At 73.9% G+C, this 17,328-nt stretch carries 10 protein-coding genes; 3 read left to right on the top strand and 7 right to left on the bottom strand.

All coding sequences use genetic code 11. The features are described from left to right. Positions 1–27: 27 nt before the first annotated feature. Both AB0P07_RS17715 and AB0P07_RS17710 read left to right on the top strand, forming a co-directional pair. Positions 28–1,488, top strand: coding sequence for an MFS transporter (locus AB0P07_RS17715; protein WP_365551482.1), 1,461 nt, complete (start codon positions 28–30; stop codon positions 1,486–1,488). A gap of 95 nt (positions 1,489–1,583) precedes the next feature. Continuing rightward, the gene (locus AB0P07_RS17710) at positions 1,584–2,126 is read left to right on the top strand and encodes a DUF1697 domain-containing protein (protein WP_365551479.1); all 543 of its coding nucleotides are present in this window, start codon (positions 1,584–1,586) and stop codon (positions 2,124–2,126) included. Positions 2,127–2,156: 30 nt separating this feature from the next. Here the strand turns inward: AB0P07_RS17710 and AB0P07_RS17705 are convergent, their stop codons facing one another. Genes AB0P07_RS17705 through AB0P07_RS17685 form a run of 5 tightly spaced genes read right to left on the bottom strand, consistent with a single transcriptional unit; the run spans position 2,157 to position 8,752 of the window. Then, positions 2,157–3,353 carry a 3-deoxy-7-phosphoheptulonate synthase gene (locus AB0P07_RS17705; protein ID WP_365551476.1) on the bottom strand — a complete coding sequence of 399 codons (1,197 nt, stop codon included), beginning with the start codon at positions 3,351–3,353 and terminating at the stop codon, positions 2,157–2,159. A 9-nt stretch (positions 3,354–3,362) separates the two neighbouring features. After that, entirely contained in the window at positions 3,363–5,303 is a 1,941-nt protein-coding gene (locus tag AB0P07_RS17700) for an anthranilate synthase family protein (RefSeq protein WP_365551473.1), read from the bottom strand. 34 nt (positions 5,304–5,337) lie between these two features. Next, positions 5,338–6,714: a cytochrome P450 gene (locus AB0P07_RS17695; RefSeq protein ID WP_365551471.1), complete on the bottom strand. Its 1,377-nt coding sequence runs from the start codon at positions 6,712–6,714 to the stop codon at positions 5,338–5,340. Positions 6,715–6,764: 50 nt separating this feature from the next. Further along, a complete protein-coding gene (locus tag AB0P07_RS17690) occupies positions 6,765–7,514 on the bottom strand; it encodes a flavodoxin family protein (protein WP_365551468.1) in 750 nt (249 codons plus the stop codon). Then, on the bottom strand, positions 7,511–8,752 hold the full coding sequence (locus tag AB0P07_RS17685; RefSeq protein WP_365551466.1) for a cytochrome P450: 1,242 nt from the start codon (positions 8,750–8,752) through the stop codon (positions 7,511–7,513). The genes AB0P07_RS17690 and AB0P07_RS17685 overlap by 4 nt, the downstream gene beginning before the upstream one ends. A 169-nt stretch (positions 8,753–8,921) precedes the next feature. Here AB0P07_RS17685 and AB0P07_RS17680 point away from each other — a divergent pair, with 169 nt between their 5' ends. Next, entirely contained in the window at positions 8,922–9,743 is an 822-nt protein-coding gene (locus AB0P07_RS17680) for an SAM-dependent methyltransferase (protein WP_365551464.1), read from the top strand. A gap of 219 nt (positions 9,744–9,962) precedes the next feature. Here AB0P07_RS17680 and AB0P07_RS17675 read toward each other — a convergent pair whose 3' ends face one another. Together AB0P07_RS17675 and AB0P07_RS17670 are read right to left on the bottom strand one after the other, a co-directional pair. Next, on the bottom strand, positions 9,963–13,235 hold the full coding sequence (locus AB0P07_RS17675) for an amino acid adenylation domain-containing protein (RefSeq protein ID WP_365551461.1): 3,273 nt from the start codon (positions 13,233–13,235) through the stop codon (positions 9,963–9,965). Beyond that, the gene (locus AB0P07_RS17670) at positions 13,232–17,227 is read right to left on the bottom strand and encodes an amino acid adenylation domain-containing protein (RefSeq protein WP_365551458.1); all 3,996 of its coding nucleotides are present in this window, start codon (positions 17,225–17,227) and stop codon (positions 13,232–13,234) included. The genes AB0P07_RS17675 and AB0P07_RS17670 overlap by 4 nt, the downstream gene beginning before the upstream one ends. Positions 17,228–17,328 lie beyond the last annotated feature (101 nt).

Genomic DNA, 17,328 nt, shown 5'->3' with positions numbered 1-17,328 from the left:
TCACGCATCCGGAGAGGCGAGTGAGCCGTGACTGGGCCTGAGCAGGACGTCGGGGCGGAAGCAAGTACCGCGGAGCCCGGCGGGCCCCCACCGGACCCCGGGCGCTGGAAGTTACTGGCGGTCCTCGCGACCGTGCAGTTCATCATCTTCCTCGACGCGACCATCGTGAACGTCGCACTGCCCTCCATCCGCGACAGCCTTCACTTCAGTGAACAGCAACTGACCTGGGTGGTGAACGGCTATCTGCTCACGGCCGGCGGCCTGCTCCTCGTCGGCGGCAGGCTGGGCGACATGCTCGGGCGGCGCAGGATGTTCGCCGCCGGTGCGGCCCTGTTCGCGGCGGCGTCGATCCTGGCCGCGGTGTCGGCCAACGCGGAGACCCTGCTGGTGGCCCGCTTCGTGCAGGGCACGGCCGAGGCCTGTGCCGCGCCGGCCGCGCTCGGCATGATCGCGCTGACCTTCACCGATCCGCGGGAGTCCCAGAAGGCGTTCGCGATCTGGGGCGGGCTCTCCGGGCTCGGGGCGACCCTCGGGGTGGTGCTGTCCGGTGTCCTCACCGACCTGATCAGCTGGCGGTGGATCTTCTGGATCAACGTGCCGCTGGCCCTTGTTCCGCTGGTCCTGGTCTTCGTCTTCGGCAAGGAGAGCCGGATGGAGGGCAGGCGGGCGCTCGGCCCCGTGAGCGCGATCCTGGTGACCGGCGGCATGGTGGCGGCGGTCCACGGGATGCTGCAGATCGTCACGCATCCGGTGGGCAGCGCCGAGGTGCTTCTCCCGCTGTGCGGCGGGCTGATCGCCCTGGCGGTCTTCGTGGCCGTACAGGCGAAGTCCGCGCATCCGCTGCTGCCGCTGACCTTCCTGCGCAACCGGGTGCGGGCCGCGGGGTACGTGGGCCTGACCTTCCTGAACGCGGCGACGGCGGCGATGTTCTTCCTGCTGGTGCTCTACATGCAGAACGTGCTGGACTACAGCCCGCTCGCCAACGGCCTGGCCTGGGTCCCGTACTGCCTGACGTTCCTGCTCGGTCTTCAGGTGGCTCTGGCGACCATGCCGAAGGTGGGTGCGCGGGCGGTCATCACCATCGGGCTGACGACCGCCGCGCTGGGCATGGGGTGGCTCGCCCTCATCCCGGCCGACGGCAGTTTCTGGTCGTCGCTGCTGCCCGGCATGCTCGTCCTCGGATTCGGCGGGGGGTACACCTTCCCCGCCACGCAGACAGCCGCGCTCTCGGGGCTGTCCATGCAGGACGCCGGGCTCGGGTCAGGGATCATCGCCACCCTCGGCCAGCTGGGCCAGGTCGTGGGCCTCACCGCCCTGGTCACCGTCTCCCTGGCGGTCACGGCGGACTCGGGCGCGTCCGGCAACGAGGCCGTCGTGGACGGGTTCGGGGTGGGCCTGGGGGTCGCGGCGGTCATCCTCCTGGCGGGCGCGCTGCTGGCCGCGGCCACGTTCGGCAAGGCGAACCGCGACGTCGCCAAGCTGGCCTAGACGTACCGCCCCGCCCGCCAACACGCGGGGCGGGGCCCCGGGTTGCCCGCGTTTCCCCGCCCGCGCGGGGAATCTCATCGGTAAGGTCTCACATCATGAATTCTCCCCATGTGGTGTTCTACCGGAGCATGAACCTCGGCCACGCCGGCAGCCCGGACCGGGCGGCGCTCGAGGGCGCGCTGTCCGCCGCGGGGGCCCGCGGGGTCAAGTCGTTCCAGACGAACGGCACAGTGCTGTTCGACGCGGACGATCCGCTGGGCGTGGTCGCCGAGGCCGCCAAGGCCCTGGAATCGGCGGCCGGTTACACCGAGCCCGCGCTGGTCCGGAGTCTCGGCCTGCTGGTCGACGTGCTCGACAGCGACCCGTTCGACGGCCACGAGGACGGCCGCACGTACCGCAAGACCTTCACGTTCTTCGACGGCGGGCGGCCCGTCGAGCTGAAGCTGCCGTGGACGAACACCAAGGACGACGTCGACATCGTCGAACTGCGCGACGGCCTGGCGCTGAGCCTCATCCGCAAGGAGAGGTCGAACGCGGGCAGCCCGACCGCGGAGATCGAGCGCATGTTCGGCGTACCGGCCACCACCCGCACGCTGGGCACCATCGAGCGGCTGGTGAAGGCCGCGGGCCGGGGCTGACGTTCGGACCGGGTGCCTGCGACGGCGCCTTCAGGCCGCGTCCGGCCAGGCGTCCACCACCTGCCGGGCCTGGCCCGGGTGCAGCCGCGGGTCGCACAGCGGCTCCGGGGCGCCGGCGGGCCAGGGCGACTCGGCCGCGTCCGACACGCACTCGACCACCGGGTCCGCGGTGACCTCCAGGTGCAGTCCGCCGGGTGTGCCCCGCTCGGCGGTGACCGCCGCGTGGAAGCCGCGCACCTCGCTCACCAGTGAGCCGACCACCCGGATCTTCCGGCCGCCCGGGCCGCGCAGGGTGTTGCCGTGCATCGGGTCGCACAGCCAGACGACGGGGTGGCCGGCCCGGCGCACCGCCGCGACCAGACCCGGCAGCAGGCTGTCGACGCGCCCGGCTCCCAGCCGCGCGATCAGGGTGAGCCGGCCGGGTTCGCGGTCGGGGTCCAGCCGCTCGCACAGACCGGCGAGTTCGGCCGCGGTCATGGCCGGACCGACCTTGACGGCGACGGGATTGACCACCCGGGACAGCAGTTCCACGTGCGCACCGTCGAGTTGCCGGGTGCGGTCACCGATCCACGGCCAGTGCGTGGAGGTGAGGACGAGCCCTTCGGGCTCCCGCCGCAGCAGTGGCATCTCGTAGTCGAGGACGAGTGCCTCGTGGCTGGTCCACACCCGTGGGCGCACCCCCGCGAGCACGTCGGCCACGGTGGCCGCCGCCCGGTAGCCGACGAGCATGCGGTACGGGTCCGGCCGCCGGGCTCCGGCCTCGAAGGCCGGATCGTTGACCAGGTGGCCGCGGAAGACGGGGAGTTCGCGTCCGTCGCGGACCTCGACGGGCTCCGAACGGGGTTTGGCGTACTGACCACCGATGCGGCCGACCGTGACGACCGGGCGCCCGGCCCGGGCGGCGAACGCGTCGCCGAGCGAGTGCAGCAGCTCGCCGGTGCGGGCCGCGCGTTCGGCCGTCGCCCGGTCGGGGATCTCCGCGCAGTCGCCGCCCTGCAGCACCCGCAGCCGGCCCGCGGCCGCCCCGGCGAGCAGGGCGCGCAGGGCCGTCACGTCGGAGCCGCTCACCAGGCCCGGCGCGCCGGCCAGTTCGCCGGTCACGGCCGCCACCGCACCCGGATCCGGCCAGTCGGGCTGCTGCCGGGCCGGCCGGGCGCGCACGGCGCGGATCACGGCGTCCGTGGCCGCGGGCCCCGGGGCGGCGAAGTCACTGCGGACAAGGCTCATGAATGGGTCCTAGGCGTCGGGGACTCGGTCCACCGCAGGGGCGCCGGTCCGCAGGGCCGCGGCGAGGAGGCCGCGGATCAGGCGGGGCCCGTGCTCGGTGAGCACCGATTCCGGGTGGAACTGCACCGAGGCGAAGGCGGGTCCGCGCAGGGCGTGCACCTCACCGGTCGTCTCGTCACGGCCGATCTCGACCGGTCCGGTGTCCGGCCCGGTCGTGCGGGAGACCGGGGACCAGGCGGAGAAGGTGTTGTAGAAGCCGACGTCGGCCGGCTCGCCGAACAGGTCGATACGGCGCCTGACCCCTTGGTTGGGCTCCGGCCGGCACCGCACGTCGAGACCGATGAGCCGGCAGAGCACCTGGTGGGACAGGCAGACCGCCAGCAGGGGCTTGCGCAGGGCGAGGAGCTCACCGACCAGCGTGTGCAGCCGGGCGATCCTCGGTTCCTCCAGTCGCCCCGGGTCGCCCGGGCCCGGGCCGGCGACGACGAGGTCGTGACCGCCGTGGTCGGGAACGTCCCGCCAGGAGGCCACCGTGACCGTCAGGCCGAGCGCCCGCAGCTGGTGGGCGAGCATCGCGGTGAAGGTGTCCTCACCGTCGACCACCAGCGCCCGCAGGCCGGTGAGCTCGGGCACCGCCCAGTGGGTGCGGGGCGACGGCGAGAGCCAGAACCGCGCCAGGCCCTCGTTGCGTGCGCGCAGCAGGCGCCGTACCCGGGGGTCCCGGGCCGGGTCGGGCTCGGCACCGGTGCGGACGGCGGCCGTGCGCTGCCCACCGTGCAGGGCGGAGAGGAACCCGGCGGCCTTCGCGTGGGTCTCCGCCACCTCCTTCGCGGGGTCGGAGTGCCGGACGAGCGTCGCGCCGACGCCGAGCCGCAGCCGGGCGTCCGTCAGTTCCGCCGTACGGATCAGGATCGTCGAGTCCATCGTGACCGCGCCGGCGCAGTCGCGGCCGATGAGCGCGGCCACTCCGCTGTAGTAACCCCGGCCCACCGGCTCGTGCCGGGTCAGCACGGTGCAGGCGTTCTGGACCGGGCTGCCGGTGACGGTCGGCGCCAGCAGCGTCCGGCGGAGGATCTCGTGCGCGGGCAGCGCGGTAGGGCCCCGGACGAAGTACTCGGTGTGCGCGAGGTGGCGCATCCGCCGCAGGTACGGCCCGTCCACGTGCGGCCGCTCGTGGCAGATGCCCGCCATCATCTTCAGTTCCTCGTCGACCACCATGTACAGCTCCTCGACCTCCTTGCGGTCCGCGAGGAACCCGAGGAGGCCGTCCACGGTGGGGCCGCCCGCCGGGTAGCGGTGGGTGCCGCTGATCGGGTTCATCACGGCCTCGCCGTTGCCCAGGCTGACGTGCCGCTCCGGGGTCGCCCCGACGAAGGTCCGGCGCCCGGTGTGCACGAGGAACGTCCAGTGGGCTCCGGTCTCGCCCGTCAGCAGCCGGCGGAACAGGGTCAGCTCGGCCGTCACCGAGGGGTCCCGCAGCCGCGCGGACCAGCTGCGTGCGATGACGAAGTTCGACCCCGCCCCGGTGCCGATCTCCCGCGCCAGTACGTCGCGCACGATCTCGGCGTAGCGGTCGTCGCCGAGGTCGAACCCCGCCGCGTCGAACGGCACGTCGGTGTCCCGGGTCGCCCGCAGGAAGGCGTCGAGCCCCAGGACCGAGCGCTGCTCGATCCGCATGGCCAGCAGCGGTGCTCCGTCGTCGACACAGGCGTAGCCCCGCTCGGCGACCTGCCGGAACGGCACGAGGGCCAGCACCGCGGGGCCGGCGGCCGGGGCCCCGGCGTGGTCCACCGGCAGCTCCGCCAGGCGCGACAGCTCGGCCACCGGCCCGCGGAACAGCTCCAGTGCACCGGGCGCCGTCATGCCCGGCCGGTGGACCAGCGCGAACGGCCCACCGTCGTACAGGCGGCCCAGCGGCCCGCCCGGCTTCCTCTCGTCCAGCCGGCCCACGGCTCCCCCTTCCGCACCGCGCGACGGTGTGGGCTCAGGTCCGCCGCCGGACGGACACCTCGAGGTTCTCGGGCATGAAGAAGCCCCCCTCGGCGACCGACAGGACGTAGTCCGGCGGCACCTCCACGTCGAACGAGCGCACGGTCTCGGCCAGCGCCAGGGTGGCGGCGTGCAGGGCGAACTGGCGGCCGATGCAGGCCCGGGGGCCCGTGCCGAAGGGCTTGTACAGGTGGGGTTCACGGGCCCGGACGCGCTCGGGCAGGAACCGGTCCGGGTCGAAGGCCTCCACGTCCTCGCCCCAGGCCGGGTCCCGGTGCAGGCCGCTGGTGAGCAGCGCGGCCCAGCCGCCGCGCCTGACCTCGTACCGCCCGCCGATGACGGTGTCCTCCTTGGCGACCCGCAGGAACGCGGGGGTGGGCGACCAGAGCCGCAGCGTCTCGTCCACGGCCCGGCGCAGGGCGCGCAGCCGGTAGACGCTCTCGAAGTCGATCTCGGCGTCCCCGACGGTCTGCTCGATCTCCGCCCGCACCGCGCTCAGGACACCCGGATTGCGGGACAGGAAGTACAGGCAGAAGGTGATCAGCGAGGCCGTGGTGCCGTATCCGGCGACCATGAACGTCGTCACCTGGTAGCGCATGTTCTCGTCGGGCAGCCGCTTTCCGGTGACCTCGTCGCGGGCGTGCATCATCATGCCGAGCAGGTCGGTGTCCGTGGTCGTGCCGGACCGGCGCCGGGTGTCGATGACGTCGTCGACGGTGCCGTTCATGGTCGTCACCCAGGAGCGGAACTCCGCCTCGCGTTCCTGCTGGAGCTGTGGGGGCAGCACCGAGTAGGCGAGCGCGTTCACCATGGAGCTGACGTAGGGGTGGTTCTTCCCGCCGCCCTCGAAGGAGCCGAAGTCGAAGCCGAATCCCGCCTGCCCGATCATGTCCAGCGCCAGGGAGACGGAACTCTCGCCGAGGTCGACCGGCTCGTCGCCCGCGGTCTTGGTCCAGTGGTCGACGAGCCTGCCGACGGAGCCGGCCATCTTGGGGTGGTAGCGCATGAGCGCCTCACGGCTGAACGCCGGCAGGAGGATGCGGTGGGCCAGCGCCCAGTTCTCCTCGTCGTTGTAGGCGGTGAACAGTCCGTCCCCGGTGACCGGCCGGAACGCCTCGATGCCGAAGCCGGTGTACTTCTCGAAGCGGGTGTCGTCGAAGAGGTCCCTGGCGAGGTCGGCGCCGGTGACGACCACCATGCCGAAGCCGGGGGCCTGGGTCTCGAAGATCGGGCCCAGTTCCCTCGACCACTGGAACATCCGCTGCATCGGCCGTACGAAGTCGGAGTTCTCCATGTCCAGGGTGTCGGGCTTGCGTCCCGCCGGGTGGGGAATCGCGTCGAGCCCCGGCCACTGTTCCTTCAGGTGCGCCACGTTCGCTTCCCTTTCTGTCGTGACGGGTGGTGCGGAGGGTTCCGACTCGTTCACGCGGACCGGGGTGCCGGGAGCGCGACCGGGCAGCGGTCGCGTTCGCCGGCGTACTCGTCGGCCAGCAGGTCCGCACCGGTGAGCTCCCGGTGCTCTCGGAGCACCCGGGCCAGGCGTGCCATCCGGATCACCATGCGGCGCAGCATCTCCATGCCCTCCTCGTCGCCGAGGACCTCGCCCTTCTCGTTGCCGAACAGCACGCTCGGGAAGCCGTGGCCGGGCACGATCATGCGGTTGAGCAGGACGTTGTTCAGCAGGTGGTTGTGCGTCTCGACGTGGGAGTAGCGGCGCCCGGTCACGAGGACCCCGCCCACCTTGTTGGTCAGCACGCGGTCGAAGCGCAGATGGCCGGTGCCGGAGCGCTCGATGAAGGTGGGCATCGTGGGCGCGGACCCGAACCCGTGCACCGAGGTGGCGTAGATGAGGGCGTCCGCGGCGGCCATGCGGTCGATCAGCGGCCGCAGGCCGTCGTCGAGGGCGCAGGGCCGGGTGCGGAAGTTGCAGTCGCCGCACGGTCCGCACGGCGACAGCCGCAGGTCCCACAGGCGTACGACCTCCAGGTCCGCCTGCTGTCCGGCCAGGATCTCCTCGACCCGGCGCAGGGCGTGCACGATGTTGCCGTCGGGGCGTTCGGAGCCGTTCAGGGCGAGGAACTTGAGCCGGCCCGGGCCGGTGACGGAGCCGGTGCCGGTGCCGGTGCCGGTGCCGGTGCCGGTGCCGGTGCCGGGCTGCGTGGTGTACGTCATCGGGCCGCCCGCCCGTCGCGGCGCGAAGCGGGCCGGAACCGGATGGGAAGCCTGCTCAGCCGGTGCACGGTGAAGCTGGGCTCCCAGGTCAGTTCCTTGTCCGGAACGGCCAGTTCGAGGTCGGCCAGCCGGTCGACGGTGACCCGCAGGGCGATCTCGCCCTCCAGCCGGGCCAGGGGCGCTCCCAGACAGAAGTGGGTGGAGTGCCCGAAGCTGAGGTGCGGGTTGACGGTCCGGCGGACGTCGAAGTGGGCCGGGCACTCGACCACGCGCTCGTCGTGGTTGGCCGAGGGCAGGCAGATCGCGACGTGGTCGCCCTTGGGGATGCGCACGCCGGCCAGGGTGAGGTCCTCGGCGGCGAAGCGGTAGGTGATGCCCGAGACCGCGCTGTCGTAGCGCAGCATCTCCTCCAGCGCGCGCAGCGTCCCGTCCCGCGACCCGTCCTCGCGGAAGATCCGCAGCTGCTCGGGGTGGCGCAGCAGCGCCAGGAGCCCGTTGGCGAGGAGGTTGACGGTGGTCTCGAAGCCCGCGGACAGGAAGAGGAAGGCGTTGGAGCGGGCCTCCCGCTCGGTCATCCGGCCCGCGTCCACGGCCTGGGCCATCGTCGTCATGACGTCGTCGCGCGGCTCGGCCCGCCGGCTCGCGAGCAGTTCGCCGGCGAACGTGTCGAACCAGGCCCCGGCCGCGGCGATGTCGCTGCCGTTGGCCGAGGTGTTCACCCCGGTGATGACGGCGGCCCGGGCCTCGAAGTCGGCGCGCCTGTCCTCCTCCACGCCCAGTACCTCGCTGATGACGGCGATCGGGAAGGGCAGCGCGAAGGCCGCGACGAAGTCCGCCTCGCCGGCCTGGGCGAAGGCGTCGACGAGACCGTGGGCGAGGTCCGTCATCCACGGCCGCAGTTTCTCCACCCGGCCGCGGTTGAAGGCGTCCTTGACGCTCTCCTTCATCCTGCCGTGGTCGGGCTGGTCGGCGAAGAGCAGATGCCGGCTCAGCGGGAAGTCGCTGTTGGCGAGGGTGAGGTAGGGCGTCAGCGCCTCGTTGGCGGCCGACGCGCTGCGCACCAGTCCCGGGTGCGAGAGCGCCTGGCGCATCTCGGCGTTTCCCAGCACCAGCCAGGCCGGCATCCCGTCGGGCAGCAGGATCGGCACGCAGCCGTGGCGCCGGCCGACCTTGCTTTCCAGGGCCTCGACGTCGCTGAAGTCCTCGATGGTGAGGGGTACGGCCTCGCTGACGGTCATGCGCTCTCAGCTCCTTCGCTCGCCGGGACGCCCACTGTGCGGGCGGGCGGTTATCCCGCCTCCCCGGGCGCGGCCGCGCGCATAACCACGGCTGAACCCGCCGGTGCCAGCCTCGGCCATCCACGACGACGAGCCCGGCGACGGGTGACTGAGGGCAGGGGTTCACCAGATGGCCACGGAAGAGAAGGAACAGCTCCTCGACGAGGCGGCCGGCCACCGGCCCAGCGCGTGCCGCATCTACGGCAGTCTGATCGGCGGCGACACCGTCCTGGACGTGGATCAGGGCGCGTTGGCCCGGCTGCTCACGATCAATCCGGGTACGCCGACGGTGGCCCGCGAGAACCGCCAGTTCATGCTGCGCGCGGCGCGGACGCTCGCCGCGCGGTACGGGGTGGGGCAGTTCCTCGACCTGGGGTGCGCGTTCCCCACCGAGGACTCGCCCAACCTGCACGAGGTGGTGAGGGCCGAGCGGCCCGACGCCCGGGTCGTCTACGTCGACGTGGAGGACGAGGCCGTGGCCGCCTGGCGGGACCGTCTGGACGGCGAGGAGAACGTGGCGGCCGTACAGGGTGCCGTGCAGGACCCGGAGGGGGTCCTCGCGGACCCCCGGGTGCGTGGCGTCCTGGACTTCACGCGGCCCGTCGCCCTGGTCCTGACCGGGGTGTTCCCCTTCGTCTCCGACTCGGACGATCCGTGGGCGCTGCTCGGCCGGTTCCGGGACGCCACCTGCCCGGGCAGCTGTCTGGTGCTGTCCCATGCGCTGACCTCCGAGGACTGGCCGCAGGGCGCCGAAGAGGTGCTGCGGCTGTACCGGGAGGAGATCCAGCCGATGTACCCGCGTCCCGAGCGGGAGGTCCTGCGCTTCTTCGAGGGCTACGACCTGCTGGAGCCCGGCGTCGTGTCGACGCCCGCCTGGCGGCCCGACGAGCCGGTGGCCCCGGAACTCGTCGCCTTCAAGCGGGCCGTGGCGGGAGTGGGACGGCGGCTCTGACCGCGACGACGCCGCACGAGCGGCGAAGACACCGGTGCCCCGGTGGCCGGAAAGGCCGCCGGGGCACCATCCGTTCAGCGCTCGCCGGGCATCCGCTCCGCCCCCGCTCCGCTCACCGACACGCCAAGCCGCACAGGCACGCCCCGTTCGACCGACGTCGCAGAGCGGCGAACACACGAACCCCCCGGTAACCCGAACGCCCCCCGGGACACCACCCGTTCAGCCCTCACCGGACACCCGTCGCTCGCCCAGCATCCGTTCCGCCTCCGCGTCGCTGAGCGAGGCGACGAGCCGCACGAGCGCGTCGCGTTCGGCGGCCGCGGTCTCCAGCAGCCGGCCCACCCCGCGCGCGGTGGCGTCCGCGAACAGCTCGTCCATGTCGATCTCCAGCCCGAGCTCGTCCCTGGCCAGTGCCACGGTCCGGGCGGCCGTCAGGGAGTGCCCGCCGATCTCGAACAGGTTGTCCGTCACCCCGAGCGGTTGCCGGCCCGTCATGCGGGACCACACCGAGCGGACCCATTCCTCGTGGCGGGACGCCCCGGAGGCGCCGGGCGCCGTGGCACCCGCCTCCCGCTCTCCGCCGGCCGCTGCGCCCACCAGTTCGGCGACGCGTCGCCGGTCGGTCTTGCCGCTCGTGGTCAGCGGCACGGTGTCGGCCCGTCCGACGAGCGAGGGAACCATGTGCTCGGGCAGCAGCCCGGGAAGCAGTTCGCGCACCGCCGCGACCGCTTCCTCGCCGCCCACCACCAGGAGCCGGAGGGCACCGTCCGCGACGGCCGCCACGGCGTCCGTGACGCCCGGCGCCCGGCGTGCGGCCGCCTCGACATCGCCGAGTTCGACCCGGTGCCCGCGCACCTTGACCTGGTCGTCGGTCCGCCCGAGGAACTCGAACCTGCCGTCGGGGCGCCGGCGCGCGAGGTCGCCGGTGCGGTAGGCGGGACCGGCCTGGGACGAGAAGAAGCTCTGCGCCGTGGCCTCGGGCCGCCCCACGTACCCGTCCGCGAGCGCCGCGCCGCCCAGGCACAGCTCCCCGACGACGCCCGGCTCCAGCGGGCGCAGGGTCACCGGGTCGGCGACCCAGGCGGCGTAGCCGGGCAGCGGTGCTCCGATCAGTGGCTCTGCACCGGCCGCGGTGTCCTCGGCGCGCACCCGCTCGCGCAGCGCCCAGACCGTCGCCTCGGTGGGTCCGTAGAGGTTGACCAGCTCGCCGCCGCGGTCCGCCAGTTCGCCGGCCAGGTCGGCGGGCAGCCGTTCACCGCCGCACAGCACGCGCGGCACCCGGTCCTGCCGGCGCCAGCCGGCCGCCATGAGGACCTTCATGGTGGACGGCGTGCCGTGCACCACGTCCACGGCTCCCTCCCGGATCAGCCGCACCGCGCGGCCGACACCGCGGACACCGGAGCCGCCGGCGAGGACGACGGTGGCCCCGGCGGTCAGCGGCAGCAGCAGTTCGTACAGCGAGATGTCGAAGGTGGTGGCCGTCATGGCGAGGACCCGGTCCGCCGGGCGGACGAGATGCTCGTCGGTCATGGCCGCGGCGAACGCGGCCAGGGCACGGTGGCTCACCCGCACGCCCTTGGGCCGGCCCGTGGAGCCGGAGGTGAACATCAGGTACGCGCTCGCACAGGGACGCCGTACGAACGGTGCGGCCGGGTCCGCCGTCCCGCCCTGGAGCGACACCATGCCCTCGCCGTCCGGTCCGGGAGGCCCGCCGGGGTCCGCGGGACCTCCCAGGAACACCGCGTCCCGCCCGGAAGCGTCGCGCACCGTGAGGCGGGCGTCGGCGTCGCCGAGGATCATGGCCAGGCGCTCGGCCGGCAGCCCGGGGTCGACCGGGAGATAGACGCAGCCCGCCTTGAAGGCGGCGAGCATCGCGACCGGCACGAGCGCGGAGTGCTCCAGCAGACAGGCCACGACGTCCCCGGGTCGGGTGCGGGCGGCCAGGCGGGCCGCCAGCACGTCCGAACGGGCGTCGACGGTCCGGTAGTCGAGTGCTCCGTCCGGGGCCCGCAGCGCCACCCGGTCCGGCCCGGCGGCCACGGCCGCGTCGAAGCCCGCGAGCACCGCCGGCGGCCGCCGCCTGCCCGGTGCGACCGACACGGACGCGCCGCCGTACGGCACGGCGGGGGAACCGATCGGCTCCTCGCCGTCCGTCACGGCGCCCACCAGCGCGGCGAACTCGCGGGCCAGCCGCTCGACGCCGGGGCGGGACCGTTCGGCCGTGGCGAAGTCGAACCGGGCCCGGGCGGAGGGACCCCGGGGTGACACCGTCACCTGGAGGCCGACCCTGGCCGTGCCGTTGTGCAGCCCGTGGACCCGCCAGCCGAGCCGGCCGTCGACCGGGGTGACCTCGTCGCTGACGAAGGGGTCCATGGTGACCAGCACGTCGTACAGGGGATTGCGGCCGGGTGAGCGCGGCACCTCGAGGGCGCGGACGAGCGAGGCGAAGGGCACCTCGTACGGGGCGCGTCCGCAGGCGGGTCCGTCCACCAGTGAGCGCACCACCTCGCGCACCGTGCGGTTCGGCTCGGCGCGGACGCGGACGGGTACCGAGTCGGCGAACGGGCCCACGCACTCCAGCTGCGAGACGGTGGACCGCCCGGTCACCGAGAGGCCGTACACGGCGTCGGCCGAACCGGAGTGCCGTGCCACGACCGCGGCGAGGCAGGCCAGGACCGCGGCGGCCTCCCCCGCCCCCTCGGCCTGCGCGACGGCCCGCAGCCGCTCCCACCCGGCTGTCGGCAGATCGACGGTGACGTGGTCGCCGCGGTGGCGGTCGGACGCCGTGCGCGGCCGCCGGTCGGCGGGCAGCCGGGCCGGTGGCCGGCCGTCGAGGTGGCCGCGCCACCAGGCGCGGGCCTCTTCGCCGACCTCGCCGTCGGCGGCCCGGGCCGCCAGCGCGCGGAACGCGGGCGTGTGCGGGCCTTCGGGCACCGAGCGCTCGCGGTAGGCGGCCGCGACCATGGCGACGATCGCGGCCATCGACATGCCGTCCACGACCGCGTGGTGCCCGATCAGCACCAGGAGGTCGGCCTCCGACCCCGCGGACCGCAGCAGGGCCGCGGTGAACAGGCCACCGCGCTCCAGCCGCAGCGGCTCACGGGCCAGTTCCCGCGCGCGTTCCCACACCCGGGCGGTGTGCTCCACCCGCACCCGCACCGGCGGCGTCCCGGCCACCACGGACCGCAGGGCGCCCCCGCCGTCGGCCTCGAAGCGGCTGCGCAGCACCGGCAGCCGCCCGGCCACCGCCTCCACCGCGGCGGCCAGCGCCGACTCGTCGTAGTCGCCCAGCAGTTCCAGTGCGAAGGGCACGGCGTAGGGGCTGGGCGCGTCACCGACCGTCTGGTCGACGTAGAACTGCGCGCTCTGACCCACCGAGGCCGGTACGGGCCCCTCCGGGTCGCGGAGGTCCTCGGCGGGCGGTCCGGCGACGGTGCCGACGCGTCGTCCGCGCTCCTCGGGGCTCAGTGCCGCCCACCGGTCCAGGCTCATCGGGCCCGTCCTTCCCGGGAGGCGTCGGCGGCGAGCCGCTCCCGTATCACCCCGGCCAAGTCGTCCGGGCGGTGCTTGCAGAAGTAGTGCTCCCCGCCCTCGATGACCGAGAGGGTCACCCCGGTGCCGTACCTGCCCCAGTCGGTGTAGCGCTGTTCGTAGCCGGGGGTGGCGGGGTCCTCGCTGCCGACGACGCAGTGCACGGGCGCCCGGACCGGCTCGATCCCGGTGCCGTGCTCCTCGCCGTACATCGTGATCATCTCGGCCAGGTCGTGCCGCACCACCCGGAGCATTCTCAGCAGGTCGCTGTCGTCGAGTACGCCGCTCAGACCGCCGAGTCCCCGGATGTGGCCGAGGAGCAGGTCGTCGTCCGCCTCGCGCACCAGCCGCATCGATTCCGCGGGGTCCTGGTCGGGCAGGGCGGCGCCCACGAAGAGGGCCCGGACCTCGACGCCCCGGGCCTCGCAGGCGCGCGCCAGCCGGACGGCCGCCGCGCAGCCCGCGCACTGCCCGTAGACGACCACGGGGCCGGTGAACCGCTCGGCGATCTCGTCCGCGCAGCGCCGGGCCACCTCCCGGATGCTCTGGGGGTCCTCGCGATCGGCGAGGTCGTGGCCGGGCAGGTTGACGGCCCAGACGTCGAAGCCGTCGCCCAGCGTGTCGGCGAGCGCCTGGTAGACCACGGCGTTCCCCCCTCCGTGCGGCAGGCACACGACGGGGACCGGCTGCCCGTCCCGGCTCGGCGGGTGCTTTGGGGGTGCCGACAGGTGGAGCAGCAGTCCGGTCCCGCTGCCGGACTCCCCGCCGCGGTCGATGTGGTCCGCGAGGGCGGCCACCGTCGGGTGCCTGAAGACCGCCGACGCGGGCAGGTCGCCCGCCACGAGCCGTGCCGCGCGCACCGCCTTGAAGGAGTCGCCGCCCAGTTCGAAGAAGTCGTCGTGCCGGCCGAGGGCGGTGGCCCCGAGCACCTGGGCCCAGGCCTCGGCGACCCGGCGCTCGGTGGGCGTGGCGGGCGGCTCGGAGCGGGGATCGGCGGGGGCGGGGGCCGCTTCCCGTCCGGCCAGGGCCCTGCGGTCGACCTTGCCGTTCGGTGACAGCGGGAACGCGTCCAGCACCTGGATCCTGGCGGGCACCATGAACGCCGGCAGTACCTTCTTCAGGCCCTCGCGCAGCGCCGCGGTGTCCACTTCGCGGTCGCTCGTCACCCAGGCGACGAGTTCCTTGCCGCCGCCGGGGGCCGCGGCGGCCACCACGGCCACGCCGGTGAGATCGCCGGTCCCGTGCAGCGCGGACTCGACGTCGCCGGGCTCGATGCGCAGCCCGTGGATCTTGATCATGTCGTCGTCGCGGCCCAGGAGTTCGAGTTGGCCGTCGGGCCGCCACTTGGCGATGTCGCCGGTGCGGTAGCGCCGTTCGCCCAGGACGTGCACGAACCGCTCGGCGGTCAGTTCGGGCTTGCGGTGGTATCCGGCCGCGAGACCGGCACCGCCGAGCAGCAGGTGGCCGGGCACGCCGATGGGGCTCGGCCGGCCGTCGTCGTCGACCACGACCGCCGTCTGGTTCGCCATCGGCCTGCCGTACGGGATGGACTTCCAGCCCGGGTCCACGCTCGTGCAGGAGTAGAAGGTGGAGTGGATGGACGCCTCCGTGGCGCCGCCCAGTACGGTGAACTCGCTGTCGGGGAACAGGGAGTACCAGCGGGCGGGCGCGCCGAGCGGTACCCAGTCGCCGCCGAGCACGGCGACGCGCAGCGGCGGTGCCTCCTGCGTCGAGCCGCTCTCCAGGTGGCCCAGGAACAGCTCCAGCAGCGCCGGCGCCGAGTTCCACACGGTCACCGCGTGGCGCGTGGCCATCTCCTCCCAGTGCGCGGGGTCGCGGGCCAGTTCGTGGTCGACGACGACGGCGGCGCCGCCGAAGCCGGGTACGCCGAGCAGTTCGAAGACCGACATGTCGAAGCTCGGCGACGACACCGTCAGGACTCGGTCGTCCGGCCCCAGGCGCAGCCGCTCGGCCAGGTCGGCGAGGTTGTTGAGGATGCCGCCGTGGCGGATGACGACGCCCTTGGGACGGCCGGTCGACCCGGAGGTGAAGATGACGTACGCCGGGTCGTCCGGGCCCACGTCCGGCAGGGTGACGTCGGCGTCCCGCCCTTCGGCCGTCAGCGTGGGCACGTCGAGTCCGGTGTCGTCGACGAGCAGCGCGAGGTCCGCCTCCGAGGAGATGAGGGCGACCCGCTCGGCGGGGTAGTGCGGGTCGATCGGCACGAACGCGGCTCCGGCCGCCATGGTGCCGAGGACGGCGGCCAGGTAGTGCGCGCCGGGCTGCAGGCGTACGCCCACCGTGTCGCCGCGTCCGACGCCGCGCCGCATCAGTGCCCGGGCGACGCGGTCCGCCTGCTCGGACACCTCGCGGAAGGACCGGCGCGCGCCCGTGGCGTCGACGAGGGCGAGCGCGTCGGGCGTGGCCCGGGCCTGGCGTGCGAACAGCCCGGGCAGGCTGCCGGGCAGGTCGAACTGTCTGCCGGTGTCGTTGTGCCGGGCCAGTTCGGCGGCCTCGGCGTCCGACATGACCGGCAGCTCCCGCACCGGGCGCTCGGGTTCCCGCACGGCGGCGGCCAGGCAGGTCTCGTATGCGTCGAGCATGCGGGCGGCGGTGGAGCGGTCGAACAGCTCCGCGTCGTACTGGAAGTGGAGCCGGGTGCCGTCGGGCCGGTTGCGGACGCTGACGAGGAGGTCGTACTTGGCGGTGCCGGAGAGGAAGTCGTCGTCGAGGGCGACGTCCAGGCCGGTCAGGCGCAGTGCGCTGTCGGGGGTGTTGTCCTGCTGGAACAGCACGGGGGTGACCGACCGCCCGGTCCCGTCGCGGGTGCCTTCGAGGGCGTCGACCACCAGCTCGAAGGGGATGTCCGCGTGCGGCCGGGCGCCGAGCACGGCGGCCTTCACGGAGGCGACGACGTCGGCGAAGGTGTCGCCGGCGCGCACCTCGGTCCGCAGCACGTTGGTGTTGACGAAGAAGCCGATCACCCCGGCCAGGTCCTCCGACTCGCGCCCGGCCGCCGTCGTGCCGACCGCGAGGTCGTCGTGGCGCTGGTAGGCGCGCATCACCACGAGGAAGGCGGCGAGTACGACCATGAAGGGCGAGGCCGCGCACCGCGCCGCGCAGGCCCGCACCCGGCGCGCCACCTCGGGCTCCACCCAGCGGGCCACCTCGCCGCCCAGCTGCGCCGGTTCGGCGGGACGCGGCCGGTCGGTGGGGAGTGTCAGGGGGCGCAGGTCCTTCAGCGTCTCGCGCCAGTAGGCCAGCCCGGCCTGGAAGCCGCCGTCGCGCTCGCGGGCGGCCTGCTCGCGGGCGTACTCGGCGTAGGTGCGGCCGGGGGCGGGCAACCGGACGGGCGTCCCGGACGTGTTGGCCTCGTAGACGGCGGCGAGTTCGCGGACGAAGACGCCCATGGACCACTGGTCGCAGGCTATGTGGTGGATGGTCAGCAGCAGGAGCCACCGCTCGCTGTCGGTCTGGACGAGCGCGGCGCGGAACACCGGGCCGCGTGCGAGGTCGAAGGGCCTGGCCGCCTCCGCGTGGACCAGCCGCTGGGCCGCGTCGTCGCGGAGGTGGTCGGCCAGGCCGGCGACCGAGTGCCGGGACAGCACGTCGGACGGCACGGGCTCGACGCGCTGGCGCAGGTCGCCGTCGGCCTCGTGGTACGTGGTCCGCAGGATCTCGTGGCGCTCCAGCAGGGTCGCCAGGGCGTCGGTCAGCGCCGGCACGTCCAGCGGTCCGGCGATGCGGTACAGGATCGGCACCGTGAACGCCGGGCCCGGCGCCAGCTTGTGCACGAGCCACATCCGCCGCTGGGCGTGGCCGGCCGGTGCCCGGTCCGTCGGCGGCGCGTCCGGCGCGGTGCCGGGGCCGGGCCGCCGGCCCCCGGTCATCGACTCCAACAGGCGGCGCTGTGCCGCGGACAGCTGCGGCAACTGATCGTCGACGTGTGTCACATGGGCCTCCCACCGTGGCTTTGCGCGCCAAGCTAGAAGCGGGGGGTTATGAGCTTCCGTGCGTCGCCCCCCGGTGCGTAACTCCTCCCTAACCGCCGCGG

Origin of the sequence: Streptomyces sp. NPDC085944 (assembly GCF_040686295.1) — a bacterium.
GTDB lineage: Bacteria > Actinomycetota > Actinomycetes > Streptomycetales > Streptomycetaceae > Streptomyces > Streptomyces salinarius.
Note: the sequence above shows the minus strand (reverse complement) of the source record. Positions and strands in the feature narration are given on the sequence as shown.